The sequence below is a fragment of the Curtobacterium sp. ABR8 genome (assembly GCF_057812125.1).
Map to the genome: position 1 here is coordinate 389,805 of NZ_CM173818.1, position 24,643 is coordinate 414,447.

Below are 24,643 nucleotides of genomic sequence, written 5' to 3' on the forward strand. Positions count from 1 at the left end.
ACGGGTCGATCACCATGGCCATGGGCATCGCGGCGTACAGGTTCACCATCGGGGGACATAGCACCAACGGGTAGAACCGTTTGTCTCGGTTTGATAACGACGAAGAGTTTCCTATGGTTGCCGACCGAGGTGCCGCCGGCCCGATGACCACTGCCCCCGGTGGCGCACCCCACAACTGACCGCGATCGGTCGGGGTGGGCAGTGGATTCCGCGTTCGAAGCGGCTCGTGACCCCGGTGGAGCAATCACATGAAGAAGCTTTCCCGTACCCGCACCATCGTCGGCGGCCTCGCGTTCGCCGGCATCGCCGCGACCGGTGTCGGCCTCGCGGCAACCCCCGCGAACGCTGCGTCCGGCTCGACCTGGGACGCCCTCGCGCAGTGCGAGTCCGGCGGCAACTGGGCCATCAACACCGGCAACGGCTACTACGGCGGCCTGCAGTTCAACCTCGGCACCTGGCAGGCGAACGGTGGCGTCGGCAGCCCCGCCGGCGCGAGCCGCGAGGCCCAGATCGCCGTCGCCGAGCGCGTCCTGGCCACGCAGGGCTGGGGCGCCTGGCCCGCCTGCTCCGCGCAGCTCGGACTGAGCGGCACGAGCGGCGCCGCCCCGGCAGCCGCCGCACCGGCTCCGGCAGCTCCCGCTGCTCCGGCCCCGACGCAGCAGGCCGCACCGGCCCCGGCTGCCCCGGAGCAGGCCGCGCCGAGCACTCCGGCTCCGGCGCCCGCGCAGGAGGCCGCCCCGGCAGCCACCGCACCGAGCAAGCCCGCCGCCGTGAAGACCAGCGGCAAGACCTACACGGTCGCGTCGGGCGACACGCTCGACACCATCGCCACCAAGCTCAAGATCGACGGTGGCTGGAACAAGCTGTGGGCCGCGAACACGTCGACCATCGACGACGCGAACCTGATCTACTCGGGCCAGGAGCTGCAGCTCCCCGCCTGATCGTCCCTCAGGACCAACACGACGACGCCCCGCGACCTCGGTCGCGGGGCGTCGTCGTGCGTGGCGCGTGTCGAGACGGACGGGAGCGCTACTGCGGGTTGTCGGACAGCCATGCCGCGACGTCGTCGGAGCGCAACGCCTGCGACAGCGAGCCGACCGCCAGGTCGTTGAGCATGACGATGGACTGCCCGTCCGGGGAGGTCCCGGAGCCCGCCGTCGGCACCGTGAAGGTCTCGAGGTCGTCGGTCCGGACGTCGCGCAGCGACCACCCGAGGCCGATCAGCGTGGGGAACGAGAGCCCGGCGTCCACGGCGAGGTGCTCGCTCGTCGCGGTCACGAAGTCCTGGATGCGTCCGGGGTTCGTGATCGTGCCGCGGGAGAGCAACCCGTTCACGACGCCGCGCATGAACGCCTGCTGGTTCCGCACGCGCGTGTGGTCGGCGTCGGCGAAGGCGTACCGCTCGCGGACGAAGGCGAGTGCGGCGTCGCCGTCGAGTCGGTTGGCGCCGGCGACGAAGTCGTGCCCGCGCGCGGAGAACGCCTGGCTGGAGTCGACCGTGACGCCGCCCAGCGCGTCGGTCATGCCCGTGAAGCCCGTGAAGTCGATCTCGGCGACGTGGTCGACGCGGACGTCCAGCAGCTGCTCGACGGTCTGCACCGTGAGCGGGACACCGCCCCACGCGTACGCGGCGTTGATCTTGGCGCGCCCGTGACCCGGGACGTCCACCCATGAGTCGCGCATGATCGACATGAGGTAGACCGCCTGCCGGTCGGCGGGGATGTGCGCGAGCATCAGGGTGTCGGAGCGGCCACCGGCGTCCGAAGGCTTGCCGTCCGGTCCCCGGGCGGCCCGTGAGTCGGACCCGATGAGCAGGATGTTCTCGCCGCCGGAGGCGGTCGGGCGGGTCCCGCTCGGGAACGGCTTCGCGATGGTGTCGCGACCGGCGTCGAAGCTGCGCGCCAGGCCGCCGACGAAGATGCTCGCCACGACGGCGACCACGGTGGCGATGCCGACGAGTGATCCGACCGTCGCGAGCAGCGCGACGAGGAGGGGTCGTCGGCGCTTCGGGCGGCGGGCGGTCCGTGCTGCGGTCTCGGCGGCCTGACGGGCCGCCCGTCGTTCGGACATGCGGGACTCCTGCGGATTCGGTCGGCCGTGCCACCGACCGACCGATCCTACCGCATGTGGTATGTCACGTACAGGGTGTCACCGGTGGGGTTGCGACGGCTTCCTGAGGAGTCCGTTGAGGGCAGCTCGCAGTGTCGGATCGTCCGGCAGGACCTCGCGCTCGATGTGCCGAGCGGTCTCCCACGCCCGGCGTCCGTGCTCCGTCACCGTCACGAGCCGGCGACGTCGGTCGTCGGGGTGCGGGGTGCGCTCGACGAGGCCGTCCCGCTCCATCCGCTCGAGCGTCCGTGACATGGTCTGCGGCTGCACCCTTGCCGTCCGGGCGATCGTGTCGGCACCGGTGGGCCCGGTGCGGATCAGGATGTCGACCGCGATGAGGGCTGCGTGCGGCAGTCCGATGGCGCGGAGTCGTTCGTCCCAGTCCCGCTCGACGGAGCGTGCGGCGGCCGAGAGCAGCCGACCTAGGGGCCACTGCTCGGTCGTGTCGTCCATGGCCGCAGTCTACGGTCGACACCGGACGCGGCTGTCGGGTGCACTCCATCACGTCCGTCTAGTAATCAGCATGCTGACGATCGGTGTACGCTCACCGACGTGTCCCGCTTCCTCCGCATCGTCCTCCCCGCGCTCGTCATCGTGGTCTGGCTCGCGATCGCCTCCGTCGGCGGTCCGTACTTCGGCAAGATCTCCGAGGTGTCGACGAACGACCAGACCTCGTTCCTGCCGGCGTCGGCCGACGCCACGACGGTGCAGGAGCGGTCGTCCGAGTTCCGGCAGGAGTCGGGCGCACCCGCGATCATCGTGCTCGAGCGCGACGGCGGGATGTCGTCGTCCGACCTGTCCGCGGCGAAGGGCCTCGCGACGCAGCTCGGCGACCGCGACGACGTCGAGTCCGTCAGCCCGGTGATCCCGAGTGCGGACGGCGACGCGGTGGAGATCGTCGCGACCCTCACCACGGCAGCCGACACCGGCGATGCCGTCGAGGCGATCCGCACCGACGTCCAGGACGCCCTGCCCGCCGGTGTGCGCGGCTACGTCACCGGACCAGCCGGGTTCACCGCCGACCTGACCGAGGCGTTCGCCGGCATCGACGGCCTGCTGCTCGGGGTCGCGCTCGCCGCGGTGTTCGTGATCCTGATCATCGTCTACCGCTCACCACTGCTGCCGATCCTCGTGCTCGGCGCCGCGACGTTCGCCCTGTGCGCCTCGATCCTGGTGGTGTGGTGGCTCGCGAAGGCCGGGATCGTCACCGTGAACGGCCAGGTGCAGGGGATCCTGTCGATCCTGGTGATCGGTGCGGCGACGGACTACGCCCTGCTCTACACGGCGCGCTTCCGCGAGGCGCTGCGCGACCACCGCACCGGCTGGGGTGCGACGAGGGCAGCCCTGCGGGGGAGCCTCGAACCGATCCTGGCCTCGGGCGGCACCGTCATCGTGGGCGTGCTCTGCCTGCTGCTCTCCGACCTCAACTCGAACAAGGCGCTCGGTCCGGTCGCGGCGATCGGCATCGCGTTCAGCCTGCTCGCCGCCCTGTCGCTCCTGCCCGCACTGCTGCTCGCGTTCCGTCGAGCCGCGTTCTGGCCGCTGCGTCCCGCGTACGGCAGCGCCCACCCGGTGCTCACCGGTCCGGAGGCCCGCGGCGTCTGGGCCCGGGTCGGTCGACTCGTCGCCAAGCGCTCCCGGGTCGTGTGGATCGTCTGCACGGTGGGTCTGATCGCGATGGGCACGGGCCTGGTCGGGCTCAAGGCCGACGGGGTCCCGCAGAGCGACCTCGTCATCGGGGCGTCGCAGGCACGTGACGGGCAGGACGTCCTCGCCGACCACTTCCCGGGAGGCTCCGGCAGTCCGGCGCAGGTCATCGGGTCGGAGCGTGACCTCGACGCCCTCGTCGACGCCGTCACGGCGGTCGACGGCGTCGACGGGGTCGTCGCCGCCGCGAAGGACGCCCCGTCCGGCACCGTGCCCGTGACGAGCGCCACGAGTTCCGCCGGCGGCGTCGCCGCCGAGCCCACCGTCTCGCGTGGGGACGTGCTGCTCGAGGCCACGTTGTCCGACCCAGCCGACTCCGACGCGGCCGAGCAGACGGTCCGTGACCTCCGCACCGCCGTCGAACGGGTCGATCCCGATGCGGTCGTCGGTGGCGTCACCGCGACCGCCGTCGACACGAACGACACCGGGATCCGTGACCGCACGCTGATCATCCCCGTGGTGCTGGTCGTGATCCTGCTCATCCTGATGCTCCTGCTCCGAAGCATCGTCGCCCCGCTCGTGCTCATCGGCAGCGTGATCGTGTCGTTCGCCGCGGCCCTCGGCGTCGGGGCGCTCGTGTTCGACCACGTGTTCCACTTCCCCGGTGCGGACCCGAGCGTGCCGCTCTACTCGTTCGTGTTCCTCGTCGCGCTCGGGGTGGACTACAACATCTTCCTCATGACGCGGGTGCGGGAAGAAGCGCTGCGGCACGGCCCGCACGAGGGGGTCCTGCGAGGACTCGGCGTCACCGGCGGGGTCATCACCTCGGCCGGCGTGGTGCTCGCGGCGACGTTCGCGGCCCTCGGCGTCATCCCGATCCTCTTCCTCGTGCAGATCGCGTTCGTGGTGGCGTTCGGCGTCCTGCTCGACACGATCGTCGTCCGTTCGCTGCTCGTGCCGGCGCTCGCGTACGACCTGGGACGGCGGGCCTGGTGGCCGTCGCGCCTCTCGCGCGCGAACCATCACATGTGACACGCTGGGTGCATGCCAGTTCCTTCGACGCAGCCCGCCGCCGAGCGCAAGCTCCTCCGTGACACCGTGCAGGACAAGATCCGCGACGCGATCATGGACGGCACGCTGGAACCCGGCGAACGGCTCAACGACGACGACCTGATCGCGTGGCTCGGGGTCTCACGCACCCCGATCCGCGAAGCGCTCGCGGAACTCGCCCGCGCCGGCCTGATCGAGATGGCGCCGAACCGCTACACCCGCGTGGCGGCCCCGACGAAGGACGAGCTCCTCGACGCCTACCGCACGCTCGGCGTCATCTACGGCGGCGTCGTGCGCCTGGCCGTGCCCAACTTCACGGAGCCGCAGCGCAAGAAGATCGTGAAGATGCTCGACGACGTCATCGCGCGGGTCGGTGCCGACGAGCAGGACCAGGTCGCCCGCGACGGCGCGGACATCTACTCGCAGTGGGCGGACGCCTGCGGCAACCCGTCGCTCGTGCAGCTCTGCCGATCGACCACCGATGGACTGTCCTTCAAGCTCCGGGTCCCCGAGCTCGCCGAGCTGGTGCCGGCCGCGGTGGTCCTGCCCGAGCTCGACAAGCTCAAGGCCGCCGTCCTGGCGAAGGACCCGATCGCGGCAGAGCTCGCGATGGAGGCCATCCACCTGCTGCCGTCGCGCGCGTAGCGCCGTCACGCGCGCGTCAGTGCGCGACGGCGCTGATCATCCCGAGGCCGACGCTGATGCGGTCGGCGACCTCGATGAGGTCCTCGGCGAGGGAGTCCAGGTCGCGGTCGCGCAGCTGCGTGAGGCGCCCCGAGATCGACAGTGCCGCCGCGATGCGCCCGGAGGCGTTGCGGATCGGTGCCGCGATGCAGAACCGGCCGAGCGCGAGCTCCTGGTTCTCCTCGCACCAGCCGCGCCCGGCCGAGGCGACCAGGTCGGCCGTCAGCGCGTCGTGGGTCGTGATCGTGTGGTCGGTGTACCGGGCCAGGTCGTCCCCGAGCAGTGCGCGCCGCTCGTCCTCCGACAGGTCGAGCATCAGCGCCTTGCCGAGCGCCGACGCGTGCATCGGCTGCCGCATGCCGATCATCGTGTGCGACTTCGGTGCGAGCGAGCCCTCGAAGTGGCAGAGGTAGATGCACGACGCAGCGTCCTGCACGCCGACGTTGGCGGTCAGCCCGACGCGGTGCGCGAGTTCCTGCGCCGCCGAGCGGCTCTCGCGGTGCACCGGGTTGTGGTTGAGTCCCTGGCTGGCGAGCTCGAGCACGGCTCGACCGACCGAGTACGCCTGGGTCTCCGGGTCGCGTCGGACGTACTCGAGCGACTCGAGCGTCGCCAGGAGCCGTCCCGTGGTCGAGGTCCCCAGTCCGATGGCCCGCGCGATGTCGGAGGCGCGCACGGCCCCGTCGGATGCGCCGAGCGCGCCGAGGACCGCTGCGGCTCGCTCGATGCTCTGGTTCGGAGGGGTGGTCGCCATCCCCTCATTCTGGCCCGTCCCGGCGCGCGTCAGGAGACCTTCACGGCGCTCGCGGTGACGAACGGGGATCCGTTCGTCGCGGTCACGACGACCCGCAGTGCGGCCGTGCGCACCGGTTCCACGTCGTGGATGCGGTGGCGGTGCCGGTTCGCGTCGACCGCGGCCAGCGTGCGCCAGGCCCCTTCGACGCACGCCTCGATCCGGTAGTCGCGGGCGAGTGTGGGCACGGCGTCCCAGGGGGTGCGGTGGTGGTGCAGGTTGATGAGGTCGGCGTCGACGTCGTCGTTCCAGACGATGCGCACTTGTCGGACGTCGACGGGCTCCGCCCAGTCGAGCGAGAGCACGGCTGCGCCGGCACCCGCGTCGGACGACCACATGTGCGGTCCGCCGAACGGGCGCTGCTGGCCGTCGGCGACCCGGGAGGCCCGCCACGCGTCCGTCTCGCCGGCTGCGGTGAACGCGAACGCGTGTCCGCGCAGGGCGCGCGCCTCCCAGCCGGTCACCGGCTGTCCGGACTCCTCGGGGATGTGGTCGTCGAACTGCTCGTCGTCGGCGCTGCGTGCGCGCAGCGCCATGACGCCGTACGGGTGGCCGTCGGTCAGGACGAGACGGACGCCGGGCTGCCGTCGGACCACGACGACCGCGTTGCACGACTCGTCCGGGTGGAAGGCCAGATCGACCACCGCTTCGTCCGGTCCGGCGGCGACGTGTGCGGTGTGGGTGCTGACGTGGTCGATCGGGGCGTAGTTCTGGGGTCTGCCGGTGGTCCAGAGCTCGAGGGTCAGGTCGGTGCCCTCGTCCGCCTCGGTGCGGAGCCGGAACTCGCCGAGCGCGGGGTCGGCGGGCAGGAGGACGGCGACGTCGCGGTCCAGGTCGAAGCGGTTCTCGGTCGCGAACGGCGTCGTGTCGATCGTGGTCAACTCGCTGCTCGCGGTGATGCGGGCGGTGCGGGCCAGGTCGGCGGGGTCGTCGGCGCGGACCCCGATGAGCGGTGCGTCCTCGCGCAGCAGGGTCTGCTGCAGCAGTTCGATCCGATCGGTGCCGAGGGACCGCGGTGTCGTGCCGTGCCGTGCCACGAGGTGCGCGGCGGTGCCGGCGGCCTGCCCCTGGGCGGCGCAGGTGGCCATCACCCGGGTGGACCCGAACGCGACGTGCGACGCGGAGATGTCCCGGCCGGCGAACAGCAGGTTGGACACGTTCGCCGAGTACAGCGAACGGAACGGGATGTCGTAGGTGCCGTCGGTGTACCGCTGCTGGGCGCCGGCGGTCTCGGCGTAGACGCCCTCGACGGGGTGCAGGTCGATGGACCAGCCACCGAACGCCACCGTGTCGGGGAACGCGCGCTGCTCGAGCAGGTCCTGCTGCGTCAGGGTGTGGTCGCCGACGAACCGGCGGTACTCGCGCTTCCCGGGGATCGCGCCCACCCAGTCGAGCGTCAGGGTGTCCGCGTCGAAGGCCCCCGAGTTCTTGATGTGGTCCCAGATGCCGTAGACGACGCCCCACAGCTCGTCGCGGATGCGCTCGTTCTCGGTGACGGTGTCGAGCGCTCCGCCCCACTCGATCCACCAGTAGTTGCAGCCGTTGTCGCCGGTCCTGATCGCCCGGTTCGCCAGGATCGGCGTCGTGGACAGGTCGACGGCGATCGACGGCGGGACGAACCGGTCGTGCCTGCCGGTGTCGTGCGTCGAGAAGAAGATCGAGCTGCCGAGCAGTTCGTCGTCCGCCTGTTCGGGTGCCCAGGCCTCGCCGTGTTCGTCGCGGCCCTCGCGCCCGATGCGGTACTCGGCGCCGGCGAGGGCCCCGACGAGGCCGTCTCCCGTGCAGTCGAGGAACACCGGGGCCGTGAACGTCGTCTCGATCTCGGACCCCATGGTCCAGCCCGTGACGGCGGTGAGGCGCGGTGCGCCGCGGTCGTCGTCCGCCGTCTGCACGGTCCGGACGTCGGTGTTGAGGTGGAGGTGCACGTTCGGCTCGGCCCGGACGAGGTCGAGCACGACCTGGTCCCAGTAGACGGCGTTGCCCTGCGGGTTCCGGTACTGGTTCTCGAGGAAGAGCTCGCCCATGATCCCGGTCTCGCGGGCGAACCGGTGCGTGCCGTGCGCCGTCGCGCCGACCACCCACACCCGGATCTCGCTCGAGGCGTTGCCGCCGAGGACCGGGCGGTTGGTGACGAGGGCGACGCTCGAGCCGAGGCGGGCGGCGGCGACGGCGGCGCTGACACCGGCGAGACCGCCGCCGACGACCACGACGTCGTGGTGCTGTTCACGGGATTGCATGCTCGGGACGGTATCACTCGGCGGCTCTTGTTTCCCACTGTGTGGCAATGTGTGCCCGGCGAGTGCTATCGTCAACGAATTCTCGACAACGAAGTGTGAGGCCCACCCATGAGCGACGGAACCCGGACGCAAGCCAGCGTCGATGCCGCCACCGCCCCCGACGTCCAGGTGGCCCTGGGCGACGACGCACGCCGCCAGGGCATGCGGAAGGTGATCGTCGCCGCGGGCGTCGGTCACTTCGTCGAGTGGTTCGACTTCGGCCTCTACGGCACGTTGGCGACCGTCATCTCGCTGTACTTCTTCCAGCAGGGCGATCCGCAGGTCGCACTCCTGTCGGCCTTCGCCGTGTTCGGCGCCGGCTTCGTCATGCGTCCGCTCGGCGGGCTGTTCTGGGGCTCGCTCGGCGACCGCGTCGGACGGAAGACCACGCTGGCGACGGTCATCCTCATCACGAGCGGCGCGACCGCCGTGATGGGCATCCTGCCGACCTACCAGAGCGTCGGGATGCTCGCACCGATCCTGCTCGTCGTGGTGCGTCTGGTGCAGGGGTTCGCCGCGGGCGGCGAGGGCGCCGGGGCGACGACCCTGTTGGCGGAGTACGCCCCGTCGAACCGGCGCGGCTTCGTGACGAGCTTCATCGACGTCTTCGGGTTCGCCGCGTTCATCGTCGGTGGCGGCCTGGTCTTCCTGTTCACGGCGCTCGCCGGGGACGGAGCGCTCGAGTCGTGGGGGTGGCGCGTCCTGTTCCTCGTCGCGGTGCCGCTCGGCCTGGTCGGGTTGTACCTGCGCACCAAGCTCGAGGACACCCCGGAGTTCCGCGCGCTCAAGGCGAAGGGCGAGGTCGCCGCGAACCCCCTGCGCCGCTCGCTCCGGACCGGCTGGAAGGCCCTGCTCTTCTGCGTCGGGTTCGTCGTCCTCAAGGCCGTCGGCCACTGGATCCTGCAGACCTTCATGCCCTCCTACCTGCAGGCGGACCTCGGGTACTCGCCGCTGGTGTCGTACGGCGTCGTCGTCATCGGCTTCCTGGTGATCGCCGGCCTCGTCCCGTTCTTCGGGCTGCTGTCCGACAAGATCGGCCGGAAGCCCGTCATGCTCGCCGGCTGCGCGGGGTTCCTCGTGCTGACGTACCCGACGCTCATGCTCATGGACGCCGGCAACTTCTGGGCGGCCGCAGCCGCGATGGTGCTGCTCGGCCTGTTCATGGCGGCGTTCGACGGGGCGGTGAGCGCGGCGATGGCCGAACTGTTCCCGACCGCGATCCGCTACGGGTCGATGGGCATCGCCTACAACATCAGCGTGGCGCTCTTCGGCGGCATCACGCCGTACTTCGCCACGTGGCTCATCAGCGCGACGGGGAACACCTTCGCGCCGGCCTTCTACGTGATGGCGGCCGCCGCGATCACCGGTGTGACGGTGCTCCGTGCACGCGAGACGCACAAGCAGGGACTCGTCGCCGAGTGAGCCGAGCGCGGGCCCGTCGCAGGGGCTGTGGAGTGACCTTCCAGGCGGATTCCATGTCCCCTGCGCGCGCTGCGGTTATGGTTTCCCGGTGAGCAACGAACCCGAGCAGACGACGGAGCCCGCGCGCCGCGGTGCCGTGACGCCGCGCCACGGGCGCCAGAAGCGACGAGCGGGAGTGGTGTTCCCGGCGATCGCGGGCGTGCTCACCATGGCCGTCGTGTTGAGCGTCGGGTACACGGCGTACGCGTACAACCAGCTGTCCGGCGGCGTCACGATCGTCAACGCGATCACCGGCAAGAAGGACACGAAGGACGACGTCGACGGCAAGGCGCAGAACATCCTGCTCGTCGGTGACGACCACCGGCCGGACAACGCCACCCCCGAGCAGATGGCAGAACTCAGCACGACGTCGGACGGCGGTGCGACCAACACCGACACGATGATCGTCCTGCACATCAACGCCGACGGCTCGCAGGCGACGATGATCTCGTTCCCGCGTGACTCGTACGTCGACATCCCGGACGTGGGCAAGGGCAAGCTCAACAGCGCCTTCTACTACGGCACGCTCAACGGTGGCGGCGACACCGGTGGTGCGAAGATGCTCATCAAGACCATCGAGAACCTGAGTGGTCTGCAGATCGACCACTACGTCCGTGTCTCGCTGCTCGGCTTCTACCAGGTCGTCAAGGAGCTCGGGCCGGTCGAGGTCTGCCTGAACCAGGCGACCAACGACCCGTACTCCGGCGTCGACCTGCCGGCTGGCAAGTCCTCGCTGAACGCGAAGGAAGCCCTGTCCTTCGTCCGTCAGCGCCACGGCCTGCCGAACGGCGACCTCGACCGCAACGTCCGCCAGCAGTACTTCCTGTCGCAGGAGGCCCGGAAGGTCACCTCCGCCGGCACGCTGCTCAACCCGGTCAAGATGGGCAACATCCTCAAGGCCGTCGGGGGGTCGATCCAGACCGACACGAACCTGATCGACCTCGCCTCGCAGATGCGCAACCTGCGACCCGCGAACATCCAGTCGGCCACGATCCCGACCCTCGGCACACCGACCGTCTACGTCAACGGTTCGGCGCTGTCCATCGTCGAGGTCGACACCGTCGGGCTGCCCGCCTTCGTGCAGGGCCTGGTCGGCGAGCCGGAGGCCTACGCCAAGGCCGGTCGCGCCCAGCCGGCGAACACCTCGGTCACCGTGCTGAACGGCAGCGGCGTCGAGGGGGCCGCGACCACGGCCGGTCAGGTCCTGACCAGCCGCGGGTTCCAGGTCGCACCGGCCGGTTCCTCGGCCACCACGAAGGTCACGCAGGTGCAGTACCCGGCCGGCCAGGAGTCGCAGGCGAAGGCGATCGCGGCGGCCGTGCCCGGTGCCGTCGCCGTCCGCACCAGCGCGGTGACCGGCGTCACGCTCGTGCTCGGCACCGACGGCAAGACCGCGAAGCCCGCGAGCGAGCCGAGCGCGACCGCGTCGAAGCCCGCCAGCACCGGCTCCGGGTCGAAGCCGAGCAAGCAGGCGACGAAGGAGCCCGCGCCGAAGTCGACCGACGTGCACAACTACGGCACCGAGGGCACCTGCATCAACTGAGGCCACGGCCGGGACTTCCTCGCTAGGTTCGAGGGGTGAGCAGCGCAGCGCGTCCGATCGTCCTGATGGCCTACAACATCAAGAACCCGGACCCGGAGCACGACTGGCCGGCCCGGCTCCCCGTCCTCCTCGACGTCATCCGACGGCACGACCCCGACCTGGTCTGCGTGCAAGAGGCGTTCGCGCACCAGCTCGACGACCTGCGTGCCGGCCTGCCGGACCACGCGGACGTCGGACAGGGCCGCGAGGGCGGCACCGCTGGCGAGCACCCGGCGGTGTTCTACCGACGCGACCGGTTCCGGCCGACCGACGAGGGCTCGTTCTGGCTGTCGGACACCCCGGACGAACCGGTCTCGAACACGTGGGACAGCCTGTACCCACGGATCGCGAACCACGCCGTGTTCCTGGACACCGACGGCCCGGCCATCACGGTGCTCACCACGCACCTGGACCACGAGCCGGGCGAGCACGGTGACGAGGTGCGCGGCAAGAGCGCGGCGCTGATCGTCGAACGGCTCGCGCGCGAGACCGGTCCCGTCGTCTTCGCCGGTGACTGCAACGAGCCGGCCGGCGCCGGCCCCGCGTCACGGGTCTTCGCCGAGGCCGGGTTCGACGACACCTGGCTGCTCGCGGGCGACCCGGAGGACCGGACCGCGACGTTCAACGACTGGCAGCCACCGGTCGACACCGCGGAGCGCATCGACTGGGTGCTGACCCGCGGCGTCTCCGGCGTCGACCGCGTCGTCATCGACCACGACGGTCCGGAGACGTGGTTCGCCAGCGATCACTTCCCGGTGATCGCGACGATCCGCGTGTGAGTCAGCAGCTCCGCTGCGCGTGCACGGGCATCGGTGATCCGAGCACCGTGACCGTGGTCTCGTCCGTCAGCGCCGAGACCCCGTTGGTGCCGGCGGGGTCGGCCGGGTGGTCGTCGCCGGAGGTGTCGTCGGCCCAGCCCTCGCGCAGCAGCAGCTGCCACGCGCGCGAGTCGTCCGAACCGTAGGACACCCGCTCGGAGCGGGGAGCGTCGGCGATCTCGTCGGCGATGTCGTCGCCGACCTGCACGCCGTCGGGGCCGGTCAGCTCGATCCGTGCACCGAGTCGGCTGCGGACCTGGTCACGCAGGACGCGGATCTCGACGGCGTTGCCCGCGCGCGCCTCGGTGGTCAGGGCCGCGACCCGGATCGCACCGCCCCACGTGGACGTGGTGCCGGCCGGGAAGCACGCGCCGCCGACGCCTTCAGCGGTCTGCGTGCGAGTCGGGGTGCCGAGCAGACGGTCGAGCAGGCTCACGGTCAACCGGGAGTCGCGCATCGACGACTCGACGACGGTCTTCCCGCCGTTGCGGAGCACCAGGGACTCGGCGTCGAGCTCGATCGAGTCGACCCGACGGAGCTTCGCGTTCGACACGTGCACCGGAGCGGCGTCGTGTGAGGTCTCGGCGGCCACGGCCGCGTCGGTGCCGATCCCGGTGGTGCCGTCGAACGCGAGCGCGCCGGCCGAGAAGGCGAGCACGGCAGCGCCGAGCGCCAGCAGGGTCCGAGGAGTCACCGTTCGACGGTACGACCCCGACCCGTCCAGAACGACAGGTGTTACCGAATCGGGTCCTGGCCGTCACCGGACCGTGACAATCGAGGAAGACGCAGGTGTGGCCCTGGACCGGTGGGGCCGGCGGACGTCAGCCGGTCCGCGCGCCGGGGGACAGCCTCCTGGACGGCCCGTGGTGGGCCCCTGCGTACCGTCGGCGGCATGACGGACCAGCAGAACGACCAGGCAGGGCTCGACCAGGCAGCGCTCGACCAGTACTCCATGCAGGACCCGACGAAGATGTACGCCGACAAGAAGCCGGACGAGCAGTACCTCGAGGGTGCCGGCACCGACGCCGAGATGGCGGAGAACGTCCCCGCCGACCACGGCGAGGACACCTACCGCGGCTCCGGCCGACTCGCGGGCCGCAAGGCACTCGTCACCGGTGGCGACTCCGGCATCGGCGCAGCGGTCGCCATCGCCTACGCACGCGAGGGCGCCGACGTCGCGATCTCGTACCTGCCCGAGGAGCAGGAGGACGCCGACCGCATCGTCGCGCTCATCGAGGCCGCCGGTCGCAAGGCGGTCGCGCTGCCCGGCGACATCACGTCCCTCGCGGTGTGCGAGCAGATCGTCGCCGACACCGTGGCGCAGCTCGGCGGGATCGACATCCTCGTGAACAACGCGGGCAAGCAGCAGAACGTCGACGACATCACGAAGATCTCCGACGAGGAGTTCGACGAGACCTTCAAGACGAACGCCTACGCGACCTTCCGGATCACCAAGGCCGCCGTGCCGCACCTGCAGCCGGGCTCCACGATCATCAACACGACGTCGATCCAGGCCTACGCGCCGTCGCCGCACCTGGTGCACTACGCGGCCACGAAGGCGACCGTGAACAACCTGGCGAAGGGCCTGGCGGCGCAGCTCGCGCCGAAGGGCATCCGCGTCAACGCCGTCGCGCCGGGGCCGATCTGGACCCCGCTGCAGCCGGCCGGTGGCCAGCCGCCCGAGGCGCTGCCGTCCGCGGGCGAGCAGACCTACCTCGGCCGCTGGGGGCAGCCCGCCGAGCTCGCGCCGGCCTACGTGTTCCTGGCGAGCGGTGAGTCGTCCTACGTCGTGGGTGAGACGCTGCACGTCGACGGCGGGATGCCGACGCCGTAAGGCGTCGCCGACGGGCTGACGGGAGGCGCGGTGCCGGTGGGCACCGCGCCTCCCGTCGTCCGTGTGGTCGGGTCCACGGCGCCTGGTCGCGTCAGCAGGTGACGGCGCGTGCCATCCGCTCGAGGAGCTCCCGCGCGGAGAGCGCGGCGGCGAGTTCGACCTCGACCGGGTTGATGCCGATCGCGTGCTCGAACGCGCGTCGGCGTGCCTGGTCGACGATCGGGACCTCGGGGCGTTGCGGCAGCACCGCGATGGCCCGTGCCGCGGCGTCGAACGCGCCGGCGGGGCGGCCGAGCTGCTCCCACATCGCGCGGACGTCGTGCGCGACCTGTTCCGGGTCGCCGCCGAACTCGAAGCCGGCCGAGGCCATCGTCGCGAGTCCCTGTGCGGTGGGGTCGTTCGGGGTCATGCCCGGCATGGTCACACGGATCCGTGCGAACCCGCTGGGCGTCGCTCCCGTGTCCCCCCATGTGCCGACACCCGTACCGGGGATTCTGTTGTCCCCCGTTCTGCGTTTGGATGGACGTGCCCCGGCTTCGGGGCGACCCCGGACAGGACGTCCGTGGAACGACGGAGGGCACGATGCTCGAACACACCAGCGCCGACACGCAGGCCGCAGCGGCCGCGGCGGCGACCCTGCACCTCCGGATCACGATCGTGGGGGCCACCGTCGACCTGCTCCGCGACGTCCCCTTCCACGAAGCACGCGCCGTGCAGGTCGCCGAACGGATGGGCATCTCCGTCGAGGAGCTCGAGCAGCACTTCCCGTCATGGGACGGCCTGGTGCTCGCCGCCGTCGACCGCTGGAACGGCGGCCGGATGGACGAGGTCACCCGGGAGGTCGGCGACGGCTCGACCGTCGAACTCCTGCGCGCGATCGTCGCGTCGAACGCCGAGGACCCCGCGCTCATGCGCCTGCTGGTCGCGCTGCTGTCCGTCGCGGGCAACCCCGAGCACCCGATGGCGACGTACCTGCGGTCGCGGTACCAGCTCTTCTACGCCCAGGTGAAGCGCGGCCTCGAGCGCGACATCGCCGTCGGTCGCGCACCGCACACGATGGAACCCCGTCGCGGCGCCGAACAGCTCATCGCGCTGTACGAGGGGCTGCAGCTGCAGGCCCTGCTCCGCTCCGACCTCGACCTCGTCGCGGCGTTCGACCGTGCGGTGGCCCGCCTCGAGCGCGGCTGGATGGAACGCTACGAACCGCACGCCGCACGCCGGCACGCCACGTGGAGCGACGGCGACGACGGCAGCTGGGACATCTGACCCCGGACCGTCAGCGCCCGTCGGACGCCGACCGCGACCCGCGCGGCACCGAGCCGTCGCCGGGGTCGTACCCGGTGTCGCGGATGACCCGGAGCGCCGTCGTGTCGTTGTGGACCGAGTGCACGACGACCCGGCGGGTCCGACGGAGCGCCCGGCGCGCGCCCGGTGTCGCGAACAGGCCACCGAGCACGAGCCCGGCGCCGATCCCGAGTGCCACGGACACCGCCGCCACGAAGTCGAGGGCCGCGCTCGACGACCCCGACATGAAGTTCAGCAGCGCGTTCGACACCGCGACACCGGGCAGCAGCGCCCCGCAGAACGCCGGCACCGCGATCGCCGCGACCGCGGTCCGCATCCGTGCCGCCGCGTAGGTCGAGAGCACACCCAGCAGGACGGCGGCCAGGAACGTCGCGCCGAGCAGCGGCAGGCCCAACTGCCGCAGCCCCCACAGCGAGGCACCGGCGGCCACCGAGAACACCACGGCGACGGGGATCACCCGCGCACTGGCCTGCTGCACGAAGCAGTTCGCCCCGGCCGACACCACGGTGAGCGAGAGCGAGGCCCACAACGGCAGCGCCTGGGTGACGATGCCGGACGGGTCGACCTCGAGGTGCAGCCACTTCGTCATCGCGATCCCCGCCGGCACCCCCACCACGATCGCGGCGATGACCAGCCCGATGTAGAACGCACGGGCGACCGCCATCGCCCGGAAGCCGGAGATCGCGTCCTGTGCCCAGGTCACGAGCGAGACGTGCGGCAGGAGCAGCACCACCAGCGCGGCGACCATGGTGGCGGCCCCTGCCGGGTGCAGCACGCCCGCGCCGATCGCCAGGGTGCCGATCACGGACGCGACCGCCCCCTGGGCCCCGGACACGAAGAACTGCGGGTAGCCACGACCCGTCAGCCAGCGCCCGGACAGGATGATCCCGAACATCAGCACGAACGCCCCGATGCCCGCCCGCCACCCGCCACCGGCCTGCATCGCGATCGAGGTCCCCAGGATCGAGAGCCCCACGTCGGCGAGCCACGTCGGCCAACGCGGCGGCATCCGCAGCACCGCGACGAGGGCGCTCACGGCCGAGGTCATGTCGCGCTCGTCGTGGACCAGGTCGTCGACGATCTGGTTCGCGCGCGCCAAGCGGTCCAGGTCGGAGCCGTCGGAACTCACTGTCCGGACCTTCACGAGCGGCGGGATGTCGGCCGGCGCGTACTGGATCGTCACCGAACTGCCGGAGAAGTCGAGGTCGAGCGGCGCCAGGTTCCACTTCGTCGACACCGCGACGACGGCGGTCTCGACGCTGCGGGTGTCGGCACCGGAGGCGAGCATCACCTCGGCCAGGTCGAGGCAGAAGTCGACGATCTGCGTCGCCGTGTACTGGTCGCGCCCCTTCGCGTCGGGCTCCACGTGCTCGTAGATCGTCCCGCGCAGGCGGGCCCGCGCGTCGCGCAGGTCGTGCTGCGCGAGACTGCGGCGACGTGGCCGGGGTGGGCGGCCCGGCTTGTGCGGGCCCGGGTGGTGCTGCTCGGCCATCCCGCCATGGTGCCAGTCCGCGGACCCCGAGTCCGGACGTCCGCTGGACGCGCTCGGGTCAGCTCCGGCGGCGCACGCTGAGCCGGCCGAGTGCGAAGCCCGCGACGACCGCGCCCACCAGCACGAGGACCGGGCCCACCGTCGCCTGCCAGGGGAGACTCCCCGCGACGAAGGCGTAGTCCGCCTCCGGTGCGAAGGCGGCGAAGCCGAACGTGGACGGCGGGGTGAGCAGGTTCAGGAGGATGCCGGCGGCGACGCCGGCCAGGCCGACCCAGAGGGTCACGTGGGTCCAGGTCGCGCGACGCATGGTGCCAGCGTACGTGCCGACGGACGGGAGGCCCGGTGCCAGCTGGCACCGGGCCTCCCGTCCGTCACGTGGTGACGTCGCCTGCGTCGCTCGCCTACTGCTCGAACGTCGCGTCGAGCGTGATGTCGACGCCGGTGAGTGCCTTGCTGACGGGGCACGTGGCCTTGGCGTCCTCGGCGGCCTTCAGGAAGGTCGCCTCGTCGATGCCGGTGACCTCGCCGTGCACGGTCAGGGCGATGCCGGTGAGCTTGAAGCCGCCGGCCGAGTCCGGGCCGAGCGAGACGTCGGCCTTGACGTCGAGGGCCTCGACCGTGCCGCCGGCCTCGCCGAGGACGGCCGAGAACTGCATGGCGTAGCAGGCCGAGTGTGCGGCTGCGATGAGCTCCTCGGGGCTGGTGCTGCCACCGGCCTCGTCAGCGGCGCGCTTCGGGAACGAGACGTCGTAGGTGCCGACCTTCGAGCTGGAGAGCTCGACCTGACCGGAACCGTCGTTGAGACCGCCGTTCCAGGCGGTGCGTGCGGTGCGCGTGGGCATGGCCGCTCCTTTCGTGTGGGGGATCGGTCCCGGACGGGACCGTCGCAGCCGAGTCAAGCGGAGAACGCTCGTTCTCGCAACCGGCTCACGGTGAAGACGCAGGGTTCGCCGGTGTTCCGTGCGTCCTTGGTGCCCCCGGCAACACCCGTTGCACAGGGCAACAGGTGTAGTATTACTGACCGGATCGTTCGATCCGCCGCGACGCCGCACCCCTCCTGACGCCCGACGGATCCCCGTCGACCCGCCGTCCACATCAAGGAGAACCCATGCGCGCCGTCGTGTTCGAGCAGTACCAGACCTTCCCGTCCCTCACGGACGTCCCCAAGCCCACGCCGGGTCCGGGGGAGGTGCTCCTCAAGGTCGCCGGTGCCGGTGCGTGCCACTCGGACGTCGCCGTGTACCGCGAGTTCCAGGAGGGGCAGCCGGGCGCGCAGTCCCCGTCGTTCGTCCTCGGGCACGAGAACTCCGGCTGGGTCGAGGCTGTCGGCGACGGGGTGACCGGGTTCACCGAGGGTGACGCCTACCTGGTCTACGGGCCGGTCGGCTGCGGGCACTGCTCGTACTGCTCGAAGGGGCAGGACACCTACTGCGAGAACGCCGCGACGAACCCGTACATGGGCATCGGTCTCGGGCGGGACGGCGGCATGGCGGAGTACGTGAGCGTCCCCGCCCGCAACCTCGTGCCGCTCGGCGACGCCGACCCGATCGCCGCCGCACCGCTCAGCGACGCCGCGCTCACGCCGTACCACGCGATCAAGAACTCCTTGCCGAACCTGGCGGGTGGCGGTCGCTTCGCGCTCGTCGTCGGGCTCGGCGGCCTCGGGCAGATCGCCGTGCAGATCCTCACCGCGCTCACCGGCGCCACGGTCATCGCCACGGACATGAAGCAGGACGCCATGGACCGCGCTGCTGCCCGGGGCGCGATCACCGTGCCCGGAGGACCGGACCAGGCCACCGCGATCCGTGAGATCACCGGCGGTCGTGGCGTCGACGCCGCGTTCGACTTCGTCGGTGCCACCCCCACGATCAAGGTCGCGCAGGCCTCGATGGCGGTCGGTGGCCGGTTCACCGTCGTCGGGATCGCCGGCGGTACCACCGAGTGGAACTTCTTCGCGACGCCGTACGAGTCGACGATCACGAACACCTACTGGGGCACGATCGAGGACCTGCACGAGGTCGTCGCGATGTACCGCGCCGGGCAGATCGTCCCCGACGTCGAGCGCTACGCGCTGGCCGACGCGCTCGAGGCGTACCGGAAGCTCGAGGCCGGCGAGCTCTCGGGCCGCGCGGTCGTCGTCCCGACGCTCTGACCACGGGTCGTCTCGCGGCGTACCTGGGCGAATCGGGCGTACCTGGTCGGGAGTTCTGACCAGGTACGCCCGATTCCGCTTTCCATCGCGAGTGTTCTGGGAAGGAACGAGCGCGGGTCAGCGGCCGGCGGCGTAGCCCTGCGCACCGCGGGGGTTCGCCGCGGCGCCGAGCACACCCGTCGCCGGGTCCCGCGTCACGCACGTCAGACGGCCGAGGCTCCAGTCGCCGGCGCGGGTGACCACGTGACCGCGTGCCTCGAGTTCCGCGATGACGTCGTCGCCGAGCCGGTCCTCGACCACGAGCCCGGCCGGCTCCCACGTGCGTGGCCAGAACGACCCCGGGAACGACGTCGTGTGCAGCGCCGGGGCGTCGATCGCCTGCTGCGGGGTGTACCCACCGACGATCCACCGCAGCAGGAACAGCAGCTGCCACTGGTCCTGCTGGTCGCCGCCGGGTGAACCGAGCGCCGCCACGGGCACGCCGTCACGGAGCACCAGGGTCGGCGTCAGCGTCGTGCGGGGCCGCTCGCCGGGGCGCAGGGTCGATGCCGTGCCCGGCTCCAGCCAGGTCATCTGCAGTCGGGTGCCGAGGCAGAACCCGAGCTCGGGGATCGTCGGCGACGACTGCAACCAGCCGCCGGACGGCGTCGCGCTGACGATGTTGCCCCAGCGGTCCACGACGTCGATGTGGCAGGTGTCGCCCCGGGTCTCGCCGTCGGGGGCCACGAACGGCTCGCCGCGGTCCTCGACGGGGACGACTGGGGTGGCCGGCGCGCGGTCGGCGTCCCGCGCGACCTGCACCGTGGGTTCGCCGAGACCAGCGCCGCCGCCGGAGGAGTACGACGTCCGGACCGGCGGCAGCACGTGGTCGACGCCAGCGACCGAGCCCGGTCGCAGCTCGGCCGATGCCCGGTCGCCGATCAGCGCCCGTCGCTCGTCGGTGTACGCGTCGGACAGGAGCACGTCGAGCGGGACGTCGCCGTCGCCGTAGAACGCCTCGCGGTCGGCCAGCGCGAGCTTCTGCGCCTCGACGACGGTGTGTGCGCCGACCGACGTCGACGGGTCGAGCAGTGCGTCGTCGAGCGGTTCGAGCAGCCGCAGGGTCTGCAGCAGCGCCGGCCCCTGACCCCACGGCCCGGTCTTCGCGATCGTGCAGCCGCGGAACTCCGCCGTCGCCGCGGGCTCGTACGACGCCCGGAACGCCGCCAGGTCCGACGCGCGGATGACCCCGGCGTGGTCGGTGCCCGACGCGTGTCGGTGCGGCGCCCGCACGAAGCGGTCGATCGCCTCGGCGACGAAGCCCTCGGCCCACTCGTTCCGTGCGGCGTCGATGCGCGCGGTCCGACTGCCGGAGCCGTCGCCGGCGTCGACGAGCCGGTCGAGCACTGCGGCCAGCGCCTCGTTGCGCACCAGGTCCCCGGGGACCGGCACGGTGCCTCCTGGCAGCCACTGCGCGGCGGACGTGGGCCAGTGGTCACGGAACAGGTCCTGCACGGCGGTGATCGTCCGGACCACCCCGGCTGCGACCGGGTGGCCGTCACGGGCGTAGCCGATCGCCGGCGCGAGGACGTCCGCGAGCTCCCACGTGCCGTGGTCACGGAGCAGCAGGAGCCACGCGTCGACGGCACCCGGGATGGTGGCGGCGAGCGCGCCGGAGCCGGGGACGAGGTCGAGACCCTCGGCGCGGTAGTGCTCGGGCGTCGCGCCCGCCGGTGCCGGGCCCTGCCCGACGAGCACGACCGGGGTCGGGTCCGACGCCGTCGCGAACACCGCCGTCAGGTCGCCGCCGGGGCCGTTCAGGTGCGGCTCGACCACGTGCAGGACGAACGCGCCCGCGACGGCTGCGTCGAAGGCGTTGCCGCCGCGCTCGAGCACCGACTGCGCGGTGGCGGTCGCGATCCAGTGCGTCGCGGCCGCCATGCCGAACGTGCCCTGGAGGTCCGGGCGCGAGGTCTGCGTGGTGGGCGGGACGAAGGCGGGGTTCGGAGTCGGCATGCACCCATCCTCTCCCCGGGGTCCGCCGCTCAGCCGCCGTGCGCACCCCCCTGTCAAGGGGTTGTGCGCCCCGCGCAGAAAAGCGAACATCGTTCGGTGACTCGTACAGGGCGAGCGCCGAACGACCGCGCAGTGGCGTGGTCGGTTCCGAGTCAGGGGATCCATGACCACCACTCCGTCGACCGTCGCACGTGCGCGCCGACTCCCACGCTTCGCCGGTGCCCTCACGGTGCTGGCCCTCGCAGCCGGTGCCCTCGTCGCGACGGCTGAACCCGCCGCAGCGTCGGCGGTGTGGGTCGGATCGGCACCCGCCGGCACGAAGATCAACCCGGGCGACCAGGTGACGTCGCCGAACGGTCAGTTCAAGCTCATCATGCAGGGCGACGGCAACCTGGTCGAGTACGGCATCGGGAACCGCGTGCTCTGGGCCTCGAACACCGCCGGTTCGCCCGGCGCGATCGCCGTCGTCGGCAAGAACCGTGCCCTCGACATCACCAAGAACGGCAAACGCCTGGCGCGCTGGGCCTCGGCCGGCACCGCGAACTCGACGGCACTGAAGATCCGCGCGGACGGCACCATGGCGCTGCTCGCCGGCAGGTCCGTCGTCGTGAACTGGACCACCTACCAGGACCGGGTCCCATCGGGGAACACACTGCTCGGCGGCACCGTGCTGCGCTCCGACACCACGAACACGCGCATCCTCAACATGCGCACCGACGGCAACCTCGTGCAGAAGGTCAGCGGCCGTGTCGTCTGGCAGTCGCGGACCGGCGGGCACCCCGGTGCCTGGGCCGAGCTGCAGCCCAAGGGCAACTTCGTCATCTGGACCCGTGACGCATCGCGCAAGAAGGTCGCGCTCTGGACCTCGCGCACCGGCACGGCCGGCTCCGGCAACCTGCTCGTGCAGGTCGACGGCAACGTCGTGCTCTACGGGTCGAAGGACACCCGCGTCTGGTCGAGCCGGCCCGTCACCGGACTGGCATGGCCCGTCAACGGGACGAGGATCACCGGCAAGTACGGCGACGACCGCGGTGCCGGGCACGTCCCGCGCTACCACCAGGGCACCGACGCGCCCGTGCCGGTCGGCACCCCGGTGTACGGCTCCGGCACCGGCGAGGTGACCAAGACGGTGGCGAACGACGCCTCGTACGGCAACTACATCGTCGTGACCTACGGCATGACCGCGGTGCTCACCGCCCACCTCAGCAAGATCGAGGTGAAGAAGGGCCAGATCGTGAAGCTCGGCACCGAGATCGCGAAGTCCGGCAACACCGGGCAGTCGACCGGCCCGCACGTGCACGTCGAGACGCGGCGCAACGGCACGCTCGTCGACCCGTTGAAGAACATGCACTTCCGCTGATCCGCGGTCTGTTGCGTTGTTCCGCTTCGTGAGCAGGAATGGTCGGGTCGCCTTCGGGCACCCGACCGTTCCTGCTCACGAAGTGCGGGCGGGGCGGCGCGGATACCCTTGACCGGATGACATCGCGCGGCGGGACCGGGGCTGGCAGCGCTGCCGATGCGGAGGCCGTGCTCGCGGCGTTCGCACGCACCGACGGCGACGTCGCGGCGGCGCGGCGCATCGCACGGCAGTTCCAGGGGCTCGACGACGGTGAGCGGTCGGCACTGCTGTGGAGCGAGGACGACGGGGCGAAGCTCGTCGCGGTGCTGCTCCTGGTGCAGGCGATGCGCGAGCACCCCGATCCGGAGCTGACCGACGAGTACCTGTCGGCGGCGAAGGCCGAGCGGTTCGACGACCCGGCGCTGGTCGACCTGGCGGCCGAGGAGCTCGTCGGTGCACCGCTCGTGGACAGCTCGACGGGCCCGCTGTTCGCGCTCGTGAAGTCCGACGTGGCGATGGTGCGGCGGATCGCGATCGTGGCGACCCTGGCGTTCGTGAAGCAGGGCGACGCCGAGGTGCCGCTCGGGATCGCCGGACGCCTGGTGCGGGAGCGGAGTGACACCGTGCAGTCGGCGCTGGGGTGGGTGTTGCGGGAGACCGGCAAGCGGGCGTCGGAGCCGGCGCTCGTGGCGTTCCTCGAGAAGAGCGCGAGGTTCCTGACCCCCGCGGCTCGCCACACGGCGACCGAGCACCTGTCTCCGCCCGATCGCGACCGCCTGCGCGGCTGACAGCAGGCCGGGGCGGGTGGCCGGCCGCCCCCGCGGTTCAGTCGGTCTCGAGCGGCTCGGCGAAGAAGGTGGTCAGGGAGACCACGACGCCGTCGCGGACCTCGATCACGTCGATGCCGCGCACCGCAGGGGCGCCGACCGGACCGAAGCCCCACGCCAGGGCGCCGTGCGTCTCGGAGGCGTAGCGGCGGCCCTCCTCGACGAACTGGAACGCGCCGGGCACCTGATCGAGCAGTTCGCCGGCCTTCTGGTCGAGGGCGTCCCAGCCGACGGCGGTGCCCTCCGGATCGGTGAAGGCGACATCGGGGGAGTACGTCCGCTCGATCGCGGCACGGCGGGAGGTGGCGTCTCGGTTCCCGAAGACGTCGTGGAGGTTCGCGGTCAGCAACTCGGACACGGTGGCCATGCCCGGAGCCTAACCTGGGGCGATGCACACCGAGGTGCCCCGGATCGACGTCGCACTCGTGGAACGACTCGTCGCGACGCAGTTCCCCGAGTGGAGCGGGCTGCCCGTGCACGAGGTGGAGCACCAGGGCTGGGACAACCGCACGTACCGACTCGGCGACGAGCTGTCTGTCCGGCTGCCGAGCGCCGCGGGCTACGTGCCCGCGGTCGAGAAGGAGCAGGCCGTCCTGCCGTACCTGGCCCGACGGGTGGACGTCGCGGTCCCCGAGCCGGTCGGCCTGGGCGAACCCGGCGAGGGGTACCCGTTCCCGTGGTCGGTCATGCGGTGGCTCGACGGCACGGTGGCCGCGCGTGCGGTCGACCTCGACCACGACCGCTTCGCCGCCGAGGTGGGTGCGGTGCTCCGGCAGCTCCGGAGTCTTCCCGCCACCGGGGGCCCGACCGCCGGCGCGCACTCGTTCCACCGCGGCGAGCACCCGTCGGTGTACGGCGCGCAGGTCGTCGCGGCGTTGGACACGCTGGGCTCGGAGGTCGACCGCGCGGCGTGCGAGCGCGTCTGGTCCGCAGCGACCGAGACCCTCTGGGGGCGCCCCGGCGTCTGGTTCCACGGCGACGTCGCGCCCGGCAACCTGCTCGTGGACGACGGCGGACGGCTCACCGCCCTGATCGACTTCGGCACGTGCGGGGTCGGCGACCCGGCCTGCGACCTGGTGCTCGCGTGGACGTTCCTCGACCCGGCGGCGCGCCCGGTGTTCCGCGAGGCGGTGGGGCTGGACGCCGATGCGTGGGCGCGGGCTCGCGGCTGGGCGTTGTGGAAGGCGCTCATCATGCTCGCCGGCAGTGCCGGGCCCGGCGACCGCACGGAGCACGAACGCGTCCTCGCCGCGGTGCTCGCGGATCCCGTCCCCTGACG

23 protein-coding genes are annotated in these 24,643 nt (G+C 71.7%); 12 read left to right on the forward strand and 11 right to left on the reverse strand.

Features of this window, described 5'->3' with window-relative positions; genetic code table 11:
* The first annotated feature begins 248 nt into the window (after window positions 1-248).
* Entirely contained in the window at window positions 249-941 is a 693-nt protein-coding gene (locus ACXKZB_RS01910; RefSeq protein WP_488824489.1) for a transglycosylase family protein, read from the forward strand.
* An 88-nt stretch (window positions 942-1,029) separates the two neighbouring features.
* On the opposite strand, the gene ACXKZB_RS01915 is transcribed toward ACXKZB_RS01910, so the two are convergent.
* The gene (locus tag ACXKZB_RS01915; protein ID WP_488824490.1) at window positions 1,030-2,070 is read right to left on the reverse strand and encodes an LCP family protein; all 1,041 of its coding nucleotides are present in this window, start codon (window positions 2,068-2,070) and stop codon (window positions 1,030-1,032) included.
* 78 nt (window positions 2,071-2,148) lie between these two features.
* Window positions 2,149-2,562: a MarR family winged helix-turn-helix transcriptional regulator gene (locus tag ACXKZB_RS01920; protein WP_488824491.1), complete on the reverse strand. Its 414-nt coding sequence runs from the start codon at window positions 2,560-2,562 to the stop codon at window positions 2,149-2,151.
* A gap of 99 nt (window positions 2,563-2,661) precedes the next feature.
* Between ACXKZB_RS01920 and ACXKZB_RS01925 the strand changes: the two genes are divergently transcribed.
* On the forward strand, window positions 2,662-4,788 hold the full coding sequence (locus ACXKZB_RS01925; protein WP_488824492.1) for an MMPL family transporter: 2,127 nt from the start codon (window positions 2,662-2,664) through the stop codon (window positions 4,786-4,788).
* A gap of 12 nt (window positions 4,789-4,800) precedes the next feature.
* Window positions 4,801-5,451, forward strand: a complete 651-nt coding sequence (locus ACXKZB_RS01930) for a GntR family transcriptional regulator (RefSeq protein ID WP_488824493.1) — start codon at window positions 4,801-4,803, stop codon at window positions 5,449-5,451.
* A 16-nt stretch (window positions 5,452-5,467) separates the two neighbouring features.
* Here ACXKZB_RS01930 and ACXKZB_RS01935 read toward each other — a convergent pair whose 3' ends face one another.
* Together ACXKZB_RS01935 and ACXKZB_RS01940 are read right to left on the reverse strand one after the other, a co-directional pair.
* Window positions 5,468-6,244 carry an IclR family transcriptional regulator gene (locus ACXKZB_RS01935; RefSeq protein ID WP_123310817.1) on the reverse strand — a complete coding sequence of 259 codons (777 nt, stop codon included), beginning with the start codon at window positions 6,242-6,244 and terminating at the stop codon, window positions 5,468-5,470.
* Window positions 6,245-6,273: 29 nt separating this feature from the next.
* Window positions 6,274-8,520 (reverse strand): FAD-dependent oxidoreductase, encoded by a 2,247-nt coding sequence (locus ACXKZB_RS01940; protein ID WP_488824494.1) that lies wholly within the window; start codon window positions 8,518-8,520, stop codon window positions 6,274-6,276.
* A 108-nt stretch (window positions 8,521-8,628) separates the two neighbouring features.
* Here ACXKZB_RS01940 and ACXKZB_RS01945 point away from each other — a divergent pair, with 108 nt between their 5' ends.
* The 3 genes from ACXKZB_RS01945 to ACXKZB_RS01955 all read left to right on the forward strand — a co-directional run bounded on the left by ACXKZB_RS01945 (window position 8,629) and on the right by ACXKZB_RS01955 (window position 12,381).
* Complete coding sequence (locus ACXKZB_RS01945; protein ID WP_488824495.1) at window positions 8,629-9,981, forward strand: MFS transporter; 1,353 nt, start codon at window positions 8,629-8,631, stop codon at window positions 9,979-9,981.
* A gap of 88 nt (window positions 9,982-10,069) precedes the next feature.
* The gene (locus ACXKZB_RS01950; RefSeq protein WP_488824496.1) at window positions 10,070-11,563 is read left to right on the forward strand and encodes an LCP family protein; all 1,494 of its coding nucleotides are present in this window, start codon (window positions 10,070-10,072) and stop codon (window positions 11,561-11,563) included.
* A 35-nt stretch (window positions 11,564-11,598) separates the two neighbouring features.
* The gene (locus tag ACXKZB_RS01955; RefSeq protein WP_488824497.1) at window positions 11,599-12,381 is read left to right on the forward strand and encodes an endonuclease/exonuclease/phosphatase family protein; all 783 of its coding nucleotides are present in this window, start codon (window positions 11,599-11,601) and stop codon (window positions 12,379-12,381) included.
* Window position 12,382: 1 nt separating this feature from the next.
* Here ACXKZB_RS01955 and ACXKZB_RS01960 read toward each other — a convergent pair whose 3' ends face one another.
* Window positions 12,383-13,114 (reverse strand): hypothetical protein, encoded by a 732-nt coding sequence (locus ACXKZB_RS01960; RefSeq protein WP_488824498.1) that lies wholly within the window; start codon window positions 13,112-13,114, stop codon window positions 12,383-12,385.
* Between the two features lie 198 nt (window positions 13,115-13,312).
* Between ACXKZB_RS01960 and ACXKZB_RS01965 the strand changes: the two genes are divergently transcribed.
* The gene (locus tag ACXKZB_RS01965; RefSeq protein ID WP_222659239.1) at window positions 13,313-14,254 is read left to right on the forward strand and encodes an SDR family oxidoreductase; all 942 of its coding nucleotides are present in this window, start codon (window positions 13,313-13,315) and stop codon (window positions 14,252-14,254) included.
* Between the two features lie 91 nt (window positions 14,255-14,345).
* Here ACXKZB_RS01965 and ACXKZB_RS01970 read toward each other — a convergent pair whose 3' ends face one another.
* Window positions 14,346-14,663, reverse strand: a complete 318-nt coding sequence (locus ACXKZB_RS01970; RefSeq protein WP_148061697.1) for a hypothetical protein — start codon at window positions 14,661-14,663, stop codon at window positions 14,346-14,348.
* Between the two features lie 173 nt (window positions 14,664-14,836).
* Here ACXKZB_RS01970 and ACXKZB_RS01975 point away from each other — a divergent pair, with 173 nt between their 5' ends.
* Complete coding sequence (locus tag ACXKZB_RS01975) at window positions 14,837-15,520, forward strand: TetR/AcrR family transcriptional regulator (protein WP_340196004.1); 684 nt, start codon at window positions 14,837-14,839, stop codon at window positions 15,518-15,520.
* Between the two features lie 10 nt (window positions 15,521-15,530).
* Here ACXKZB_RS01975 and ACXKZB_RS01980 read toward each other — a convergent pair whose 3' ends face one another.
* From ACXKZB_RS01980 to ACXKZB_RS01990, 3 genes are all read right to left on the reverse strand, one after another.
* The gene (locus ACXKZB_RS01980) at window positions 15,531-17,051 is read right to left on the reverse strand and encodes a threonine/serine exporter family protein (RefSeq protein ID WP_340196003.1); all 1,521 of its coding nucleotides are present in this window, start codon (window positions 17,049-17,051) and stop codon (window positions 15,531-15,533) included.
* Window positions 17,052-17,109: 58 nt separating this feature from the next.
* The gene (locus ACXKZB_RS01985) at window positions 17,110-17,358 is read right to left on the reverse strand and encodes a hypothetical protein (protein WP_488824499.1); all 249 of its coding nucleotides are present in this window, start codon (window positions 17,356-17,358) and stop codon (window positions 17,110-17,112) included.
* 94 nt (window positions 17,359-17,452) lie between these two features.
* Window positions 17,453-17,893: an OsmC family protein gene (locus ACXKZB_RS01990; RefSeq protein WP_111085865.1), complete on the reverse strand. Its 441-nt coding sequence runs from the start codon at window positions 17,891-17,893 to the stop codon at window positions 17,453-17,455.
* Between the two features lie 266 nt (window positions 17,894-18,159).
* Between ACXKZB_RS01990 and ACXKZB_RS01995 the strand changes: the two genes are divergently transcribed.
* Entirely contained in the window at window positions 18,160-19,203 is a 1,044-nt protein-coding gene (locus ACXKZB_RS01995) for an NAD(P)-dependent alcohol dehydrogenase (RefSeq protein WP_488824500.1), read from the forward strand.
* A gap of 117 nt (window positions 19,204-19,320) precedes the next feature.
* Here ACXKZB_RS01995 and ACXKZB_RS02000 read toward each other — a convergent pair whose 3' ends face one another.
* A complete protein-coding gene (locus ACXKZB_RS02000) occupies window positions 19,321-21,198 on the reverse strand; it encodes a gamma-glutamyltransferase family protein (RefSeq protein ID WP_488824501.1) in 1,878 nt (625 codons plus the stop codon).
* Between the two features lie 163 nt (window positions 21,199-21,361).
* Between ACXKZB_RS02000 and ACXKZB_RS02005 the strand changes: the two genes are divergently transcribed.
* Both ACXKZB_RS02005 and ACXKZB_RS02010 read left to right on the forward strand, forming a co-directional pair.
* Window positions 21,362-22,558, forward strand: a complete 1,197-nt coding sequence (locus tag ACXKZB_RS02005) for a peptidoglycan DD-metalloendopeptidase family protein (protein ID WP_123310787.1) — start codon at window positions 21,362-21,364, stop codon at window positions 22,556-22,558.
* A gap of 116 nt (window positions 22,559-22,674) precedes the next feature.
* Window positions 22,675-23,325 carry a DNA alkylation repair protein gene (locus ACXKZB_RS02010; protein ID WP_488824502.1) on the forward strand — a complete coding sequence of 217 codons (651 nt, stop codon included), beginning with the start codon at window positions 22,675-22,677 and terminating at the stop codon, window positions 23,323-23,325.
* A 37-nt stretch (window positions 23,326-23,362) separates the two neighbouring features.
* Here ACXKZB_RS02010 and ACXKZB_RS02015 read toward each other — a convergent pair whose 3' ends face one another.
* Window positions 23,363-23,731, reverse strand: coding sequence for a nuclear transport factor 2 family protein (locus ACXKZB_RS02015; protein ID WP_222659252.1), 369 nt, complete (start codon window positions 23,729-23,731; stop codon window positions 23,363-23,365).
* A gap of 22 nt (window positions 23,732-23,753) precedes the next feature.
* Between ACXKZB_RS02015 and ACXKZB_RS02020 the strand changes: the two genes are divergently transcribed.
* On the forward strand, window positions 23,754-24,641 hold the full coding sequence (locus ACXKZB_RS02020; protein WP_488824503.1) for an aminoglycoside phosphotransferase family protein: 888 nt from the start codon (window positions 23,754-23,756) through the stop codon (window positions 24,639-24,641).
* The last annotated feature ends 2 nt before the right edge of the window (window positions 24,642-24,643 follow it).

Excerpts from the sequence above, each read along its gene's own strand:
- ACXKZB_RS02010 (WP_488824502.1), top strand. The coding sequence starts at position 22,675 with ATGACATCGCGCGGCGGGACCGGGGCTGGCAGCGCTGCCGATGCGGAG.
- ACXKZB_RS01935 (WP_123310817.1), bottom strand. The coding sequence starts at position 6,244 with ATGGCGACCACCCCTCCGAACCAGAGCATCGAGCGAGCCGCAGCGGTC.
- ACXKZB_RS01995 (WP_488824500.1), top strand. The coding sequence starts at position 18,160 with ATGCGCGCCGTCGTGTTCGAGCAGTACCAGACCTTCCCGTCCCTCACG.
- ACXKZB_RS02020 (WP_488824503.1), top strand. The coding sequence starts at position 23,754 with ATGCACACCGAGGTGCCCCGGATCGACGTCGCACTCGTGGAACGACTC.
- ACXKZB_RS01985 (WP_488824499.1), bottom strand. The coding sequence starts at position 17,358 with ATGCGTCGCGCGACCTGGACCCACGTGACCCTCTGGGTCGGCCTGGCC.
- ACXKZB_RS01990 (WP_111085865.1), bottom strand. The coding sequence starts at position 17,893 with ATGCCCACGCGCACCGCACGCACCGCCTGGAACGGCGGTCTCAACGAC.
- ACXKZB_RS02005 (WP_123310787.1), top strand. The coding sequence starts at position 21,362 with ATGACCACCACTCCGTCGACCGTCGCACGTGCGCGCCGACTCCCACGC.
- ACXKZB_RS02015 (WP_222659252.1), bottom strand. The coding sequence starts at position 23,731 with ATGGCCACCGTGTCCGAGTTGCTGACCGCGAACCTCCACGACGTCTTC.
- ACXKZB_RS01910 (WP_488824489.1), top strand. The coding sequence starts at position 249 with ATGAAGAAGCTTTCCCGTACCCGCACCATCGTCGGCGGCCTCGCGTTC.
- ACXKZB_RS01965 (WP_222659239.1), top strand. The coding sequence starts at position 13,313 with ATGACGGACCAGCAGAACGACCAGGCAGGGCTCGACCAGGCAGCGCTC.
- ACXKZB_RS01970 (WP_148061697.1), bottom strand. The coding sequence starts at position 14,663 with ATGACCCCGAACGACCCCACCGCACAGGGACTCGCGACGATGGCCTCG.
- ACXKZB_RS02000 (WP_488824501.1), bottom strand. The coding sequence starts at position 21,198 with ATGCCGACTCCGAACCCCGCCTTCGTCCCGCCCACCACGCAGACCTCG.
- ACXKZB_RS01920 (WP_488824491.1), bottom strand. The coding sequence starts at position 2,562 with ATGGACGACACGACCGAGCAGTGGCCCCTAGGTCGGCTGCTCTCGGCC.
- ACXKZB_RS01945 (WP_488824495.1), top strand. The coding sequence starts at position 8,629 with ATGAGCGACGGAACCCGGACGCAAGCCAGCGTCGATGCCGCCACCGCC.
- ACXKZB_RS01930 (WP_488824493.1), top strand. The coding sequence starts at position 4,801 with ATGCCAGTTCCTTCGACGCAGCCCGCCGCCGAGCGCAAGCTCCTCCGT.
- ACXKZB_RS01975 (WP_340196004.1), top strand. The coding sequence starts at position 14,837 with ATGCTCGAACACACCAGCGCCGACACGCAGGCCGCAGCGGCCGCGGCG.
- ACXKZB_RS01915 (WP_488824490.1), bottom strand. The coding sequence starts at position 2,070 with ATGTCCGAACGACGGGCGGCCCGTCAGGCCGCCGAGACCGCAGCACGG.
- ACXKZB_RS01940 (WP_488824494.1), bottom strand. The coding sequence starts at position 8,520 with ATGCAATCCCGTGAACAGCACCACGACGTCGTGGTCGTCGGCGGCGGT.
- ACXKZB_RS01980 (WP_340196003.1), bottom strand. The coding sequence starts at position 17,051 with ATGGCCGAGCAGCACCACCCGGGCCCGCACAAGCCGGGCCGCCCACCC.